5 protein-coding genes are annotated in these 5,295 nt (G+C 44.2%); 3 read left to right on the top strand and 2 right to left on the bottom strand.

The genetic code is table 11. The features are described from left to right. The 3 genes from B3180_RS13640 to rmf all read left to right on the top strand — a co-directional run. The coding region (locus B3180_RS13640; protein ID WP_286845057.1) for an ATP-binding cassette domain-containing protein at nt 1–1,415 on the top strand (1,415 nt) is incomplete at its 5' end. A 6-nt stretch (nt 1,416–1,421) separates the two neighbouring features. Next, a complete protein-coding gene (locus B3180_RS13645; protein WP_278358689.1) occupies nt 1,422–3,164 on the top strand; it encodes a DUF3466 family protein in 1,743 nt (580 codons plus the stop codon). Nucleotides 3,165–3,340: 176 nt separating this feature from the next. Next, complete coding sequence (gene rmf / locus B3180_RS13650) at nt 3,341–3,517, top strand: ribosome modulation factor (RefSeq protein WP_074930759.1); 177 nt, start codon at nt 3,341–3,343, stop codon at nt 3,515–3,517. 84 nt (nt 3,518–3,601) lie between these two features. Here the strand turns inward: rmf and fabA are convergent, their stop codons facing one another. Both fabA and B3180_RS13660 read right to left on the bottom strand, forming a co-directional pair. Next, nucleotides 3,602–4,114, bottom strand: a complete 513-nt coding sequence (gene fabA / locus B3180_RS13655; RefSeq protein WP_054487751.1) for a 3-hydroxyacyl-[acyl-carrier-protein] dehydratase FabA — start codon at nt 4,112–4,114, stop codon at nt 3,602–3,604. Between the two features lie 82 nt (nt 4,115–4,196). Next, nucleotides 4,197–5,295: S16 family serine protease (locus B3180_RS13660; protein ID WP_286845058.1), on the bottom strand; the 1,099-nt coding region annotated here is incomplete at its 5' end.

A 5,295-nucleotide genomic window follows, 5' to 3' on the forward strand; every position in this document is an offset into this window, starting at 1 on the left:
TGTTGCTGGACGAACCGACCAACCATTTGGATATTGAAATGGTGCGTTGGCTGGAAGAGCAAATCGTTAATTTTTCTGGTGCTGTACTATTTATTAGTCACGACAGGGCATTTATTCGTCGTCTGGCCACCCGAATTATCGATCTTGATCGTGGGCATTTGACCAGTTACCCCGGAAATTACGATACCTATTTGCAAAAGAAGCAAGAAGCGCTGGAAGTCGAAGCAACTCACAATGCCGAGTTTGATAAAAAGTTAGCTGCTGAGGAAACCTGGATCCGACAAGGAATAAAGGCACGACGAACTCGTAACGAAGGTCGGGTGCGTGCACTCCAGGATTTGCGCAAACAACGACAGCAACGTCGGGAACTTCAGGGCAAAGCGAACCTGTCTGTTAATGAGTCATCTCGTTCAGGCAAAAAAGTTTTTGAAGGGGAAGATCTGTCCTTACGTTTTGGTGAAAAACCGATTATTAATGATTTGGACTTATTGCTAATGCGCGGCGACAAAGTCGCTTTTGTCGGTCCGAATGGTTGCGGCAAAAGTACCTTAATCAAGGTTATTCTGGGCATGCAGGACGTTGACAGCGGAAAAGTTCAACTGGGTACAAACCTTGAAGTTGCTTATTTTGATCAACATCGATCGCAACTTGATCCTGAACAAACCGTGATGGATAACGTTGGTGATGGTAAGCAGGATATCGAATTTCAGGGGCGTAGCCGTCATATTCTTAGTTACTTACAGGACTTTCTGTTTAGCCCTAAGCAATCCCGGACTCCCGTTCGTGCCTTATCTGGTGGTGAGAGAAACCGAGCTCTGTTAGCTAAGATCTTGCTGAAACCCAGCAATATTTTGGTACTGGATGAGCCGACCAACGACCTTGATATCGAAACTTTAGAGTTACTGGAGCAAATTGTTGCAAATTATCAGGGGACTGTTCTGTTAGTCAGCCACGATAGGGAGTTTGTCGATAACACCGCCACTAGCGTTTTGTATTTTGAAGGCGAGGGCGTTATTACTGAAATAATTGGTGGTTTTACTGAGCTAAACCATTATTTAGCCGCTAAGGCTGAAAATTCATTTTCAAATAGCGGAACCAAAGCATCGTCAAAAGAGTCAGACAGCAACAAAAGTTCGCAAAATAAGCAGAAAACGGCCGACAAAGGTTCAGACAAGCCTAAGAAGAAGTTATCCTATAAACTGCAGCGCGAACTAGAACAGTTACCAAAGGTTATTGCTGACAAAGAAGCAAAACTTGAAGAATTACAAAAAATAATGAATGAACCGGGGTTCTTTGAACAGCCACTAGATAAAACGGAACCAGTGATGACTGAAATTGCCAGTATTGAAGAGCAATTGATGCAGGATCTGGAGCGCTGGGAAGAACTGGAAAACTTATCAGAACAGAGTAGTTAGTTAATAATGAAATCATTTACGCTGAAAACACTCACAGTCGCGATAGTGTCGACAATATCTTTCTCTGCTGTAGCAGATAAATATGAAATTGAAGAGATTCCAACCGCTGATAATTTTCGCCACAGTTTTGCGAAGGATATCAATGCTCAGGAGTTTGTTGTCGGTGTTTCGCGCCTACCGACCGATGTTGAACTTGATCTGACTAAGATATCTCCAGCTATTTTGCAGAATGCGGGAATCGCCGACATAGAGGAGGTTGATACCTTAACGCCGGAACAACGAGAATACATTATTCAGCAAATAGCCAATGAGCGAAACTCTGAACCTCAGCAGCAAAGGGTAGGCATTAACCGTTCTTATTATTTTGATACGACTGTTCAGTCCATTGTTCCCTTTCCTGCAAACGAAGATCAGTTAGAAGACAGCACAGACAGCTTTTTTTATTCAATAAATAACCAGAATTCGGCAGTGGGTTACAGCAGCGCTCCGTTTGGTTTAATTGAATACACATATACAGATGGTGAAGGTGAGGAGCAAACTTCTGAATTTTTTGTTTCAGACTTCATTACTCGGGGCGTTTGGTATAACAACGGTGAAACGACTTCAATAACGCCTCCAGCAACGGATTATCTTGGTGGTGAAAGTGCTCTTTTCGATATTAACGATAGCGGACTAGCGGCGGGATACGCCAGTGTAGGTGTAAGCCCAAGATCCGAAGAGCGCATAGCTAACTGCGAACCAGAAGATGAAGATGATATCGTTTCTGCTCCACTTCAGGTTTGCGCCTGGAACATCTGGTTTGAGACAAAAAGCACCGGCGCGTCAAATATAGAGCCTTTTTATAATCCTCGCTTTGGCGGAGGCAGATCTAGCTTTTCTGCACGACGTTCAATTTATGATGTTAGAGGCTTCTTATGGCAGCTTGATGCTAGTGGCGAAGTTATTAGCCAGCAAGAGCTTGGGACATTAGTTCCAAGAAACGAGGAAGATGATCGAGATTTCTCAAGTTATGCTTTTGCTGTCAACAATAACGGTATCGCTGTCGGCCAGAGTTGGACTTACCATCCTCAGCGCGGCGCTATTCGTATGCCAGCCATTTTTGTCGACGGTGAAGCAGTACCTGTAACAGAAGATGAAAAATATTTCTGGGGGTCAGCAAAAGACATCAATGATAATAACCAGGCGGCTGGTTATTTAGTTGAAAACTTGTCTGGTACCTTAAGAAACACAGCTTTCATTTATGATGTTGATCTCGATGAATTGACGATGGTACCCGGGTTCTTCACTGGATCCTCAACCATTATTCATTCAATTAACAATAATGGCATGGCAGTAGGTACAGGCGAGATTGAAGCAACGTTGTCTAACGTTCGGCAACGCGTTGGTTTTGCTTATGACAGTACCGATGAGGCTGCAGAGTTTATTAACTTAAACGACGCGATTAGTTGTGATAGTCCTTACGATATAGTAGAAGCCAATAGCATAAATGATAACGGTGTTATCCTTGCTACAGCCCTCAAGCAGGAAGAGTATCAGGACGATTCGGGTGAGACTCAAACGCGGGAAGTCGCAGTAACAATCAAGCTTGATCCTGTTGATGGTGAACTGAATAACTGCCGCCAGGAAGAGAATCAAATTGAGCGTGAAGGTGCGTCAACCGGCCTGTTTTCACTGCTTACTTTAGGCTCACTTGGTTTGCTTATTACCGCAATACGCAGAAGAGCCTTCCTTAAGACCAAAAAATCATAATCGTTTAGAAAATAAAAAGTAGCACAGTTTCAATCCGTTAAAAAAAGTCAATGGATACTGTGCTGCTTTTACGATTGAACTCTCCTGAAATAAGTCTATCAATAGTAATGAGGCAACAAAAAAACGCCTCAACTCTCTAAATAATAATCTGTGAATAACAGGCGAGGGATAGATTTATGAAAAGACAAAAGCGTGATCGCTTTGAAAGAGCACATACTCAAGGCTTTAAAGCTGGTTTGCATGGCCGCTCAAAAGACCACTGTCCTTATCAAACTCAAGATGATTTTAGATCCCACTGGCTGGGAGGTTGGCGAGATGCAATGGAGGCCAGAAATACCGGCTTATTCCGCTAAGTGTCAGAAGTAAATAGATAGATAATTTAAACGCCGATGCTTAAATACAAAAAAGCATCGGCGTTTTTTCGTTTAAGACGAGTTTTAGAAAGTAGAAGTATCTGTAAATAGACCCACTTTTAAGTCTTTGGCGGTATAGATTTCGCGTCCGTCTACTTCCACGCGTCCATTGCCCACACCCATGAACAATTTGCGCTTAATGACTCGCGTCATATCAATGTAGTAGCTTACTTTTTTATGTTCAGGAAGTATTTGCCCGGTGAATTTCACTTCGCCAACACCTAACGCACGTCCACGACCCGGTCCACCAGACCATGCCAGGTGAAAACCAAGTAATTGCCACATAGCATCAAGACCAAGACAACCAGGCATGACAGGGTCACCCTTAAAGTGACAATCAAAAAACCAAAGGTCAGGGTGGATATCGAGCTCAGCATGGATAAAACCTTTGCCGGCCGAACCGCCGTCTTCATTAATTTCAATGATGCGATCCATCATTAGCATATTGGGGGCTGGCAGCTTGCTGTTGCCAGGACCAAACATTTCCCCGCGACTGCAGGCCAGAAGTTCTTCGCGAGTAAAGCTCGACTGATTCATAAATACCCTAATTTAGTTATTCAAAAACTAGGGCGCAGTTTAGCGTACAACTGTACGCCAAACAAATCCGACAAGTTCTTTCTTAGCTAAAAATACGGCGCCAAAAGCTGCGAGGTTGATCATTGTCAGAACTATCCAATGTACGGTCTCGCACGTGCTGGAAAAGGGTTTTAATTGGTACTTCGGTTAATAGCTCTAAGGCTTCCTCGACATGTTCAACGGTATAAACGTGAAACTGCCCATTTTTTACGGCTTCAACGATTTCGTCATTAAGGTTGAGTTGATGTTTGTTTGACTGCGGAATAATGACACCTTGCTCACCGTTAAGTCCCCGGTGTGCACAAAGCGCATAGTAACCCTCAATTTTTTCATTGACCGCACCAATTGACTGAACATTGCCAAACTGGTCAACCGCGCCGGTAATGGCAAGAGACTGTTTAACGGGCTGTTCTGCCAGGGCTGAAATTAAGCAGCAAAGCTCGCCAAGTGACGCGCTGTCTCCATCAACTTCGTAGTAAGACTGTTCAAACACAACGGTTGCTGAGACTGACAAAGGTTCATGGCGGGCAAATTGATTAGCCAAATAAGCACTTAGAATCATGACGCCTTTGGTATGAATATTACCGGAGAGATCAGATTTACGCTCTATATCAATAATGTCGCCGTCACCGTAGTGAATGGTCGCGGTAATTCGGGAAGGTTCGCCGAACTCACTGCCGCCCATAGTCACAACGGTCAAACCGTTCAATTGACCAACGGCGGTGCCGTGTGTATCAATTCGGACCTGCTGCTCAAGAATGCTGCGTCGACTGAGTTCGGCAAGGTTACCTTCGCGATCGCGTTGTTGCTGAAGCGCTAAATCTATCGCTGCTTTATCAATTTTTGCGTGTTGATTCTGCAACGCGCAATCATTGGCTTCCCGAAGAAGCTGGAGCAGACTGACTGTATTAAGTGTCAATTCTTGCTGGTAATCGGTATATCTGGCACAAACGCGCAGCAAGGCAGAATAACCGTCGGTGCTCAAGGGCAATACGTCAGCCAGTTGCCATACATACTGTAAATAATTGAAGTAGGGCGCTACTGGCTCGTTTTGTGTCGCGTAATGACCATGAAAGTCCGCAAGAAACGGGAAAAAATGGTCGAAGTCTTCGTCGTATTCGCGCAGTTGCGCGTACTCGTTG

The organism is Idiomarina sp. UBA4206, assembly GCF_002383015.1.
Taxonomy (GTDB): domain Bacteria; phylum Pseudomonadota; class Gammaproteobacteria; order Enterobacterales; family Alteromonadaceae; genus Idiomarina; species Idiomarina abyssalis.

Excerpts from the sequence above, each read along its gene's own strand:
- B3180_RS13645 (WP_278358689.1), top strand. The coding sequence starts at position 1,422 with ATGAAATCATTTACGCTGAAAACACTCACAGTCGCGATAGTGTCGACA.
- rmf (WP_074930759.1), top strand. The coding sequence starts at position 3,341 with ATGAAAAGACAAAAGCGTGATCGCTTTGAAAGAGCACATACTCAAGGC.
- fabA (WP_054487751.1), bottom strand. The coding sequence starts at position 4,114 with ATGAATCAGTCGAGCTTTACTCGCGAAGAACTTCTGGCCTGCAGTCGC.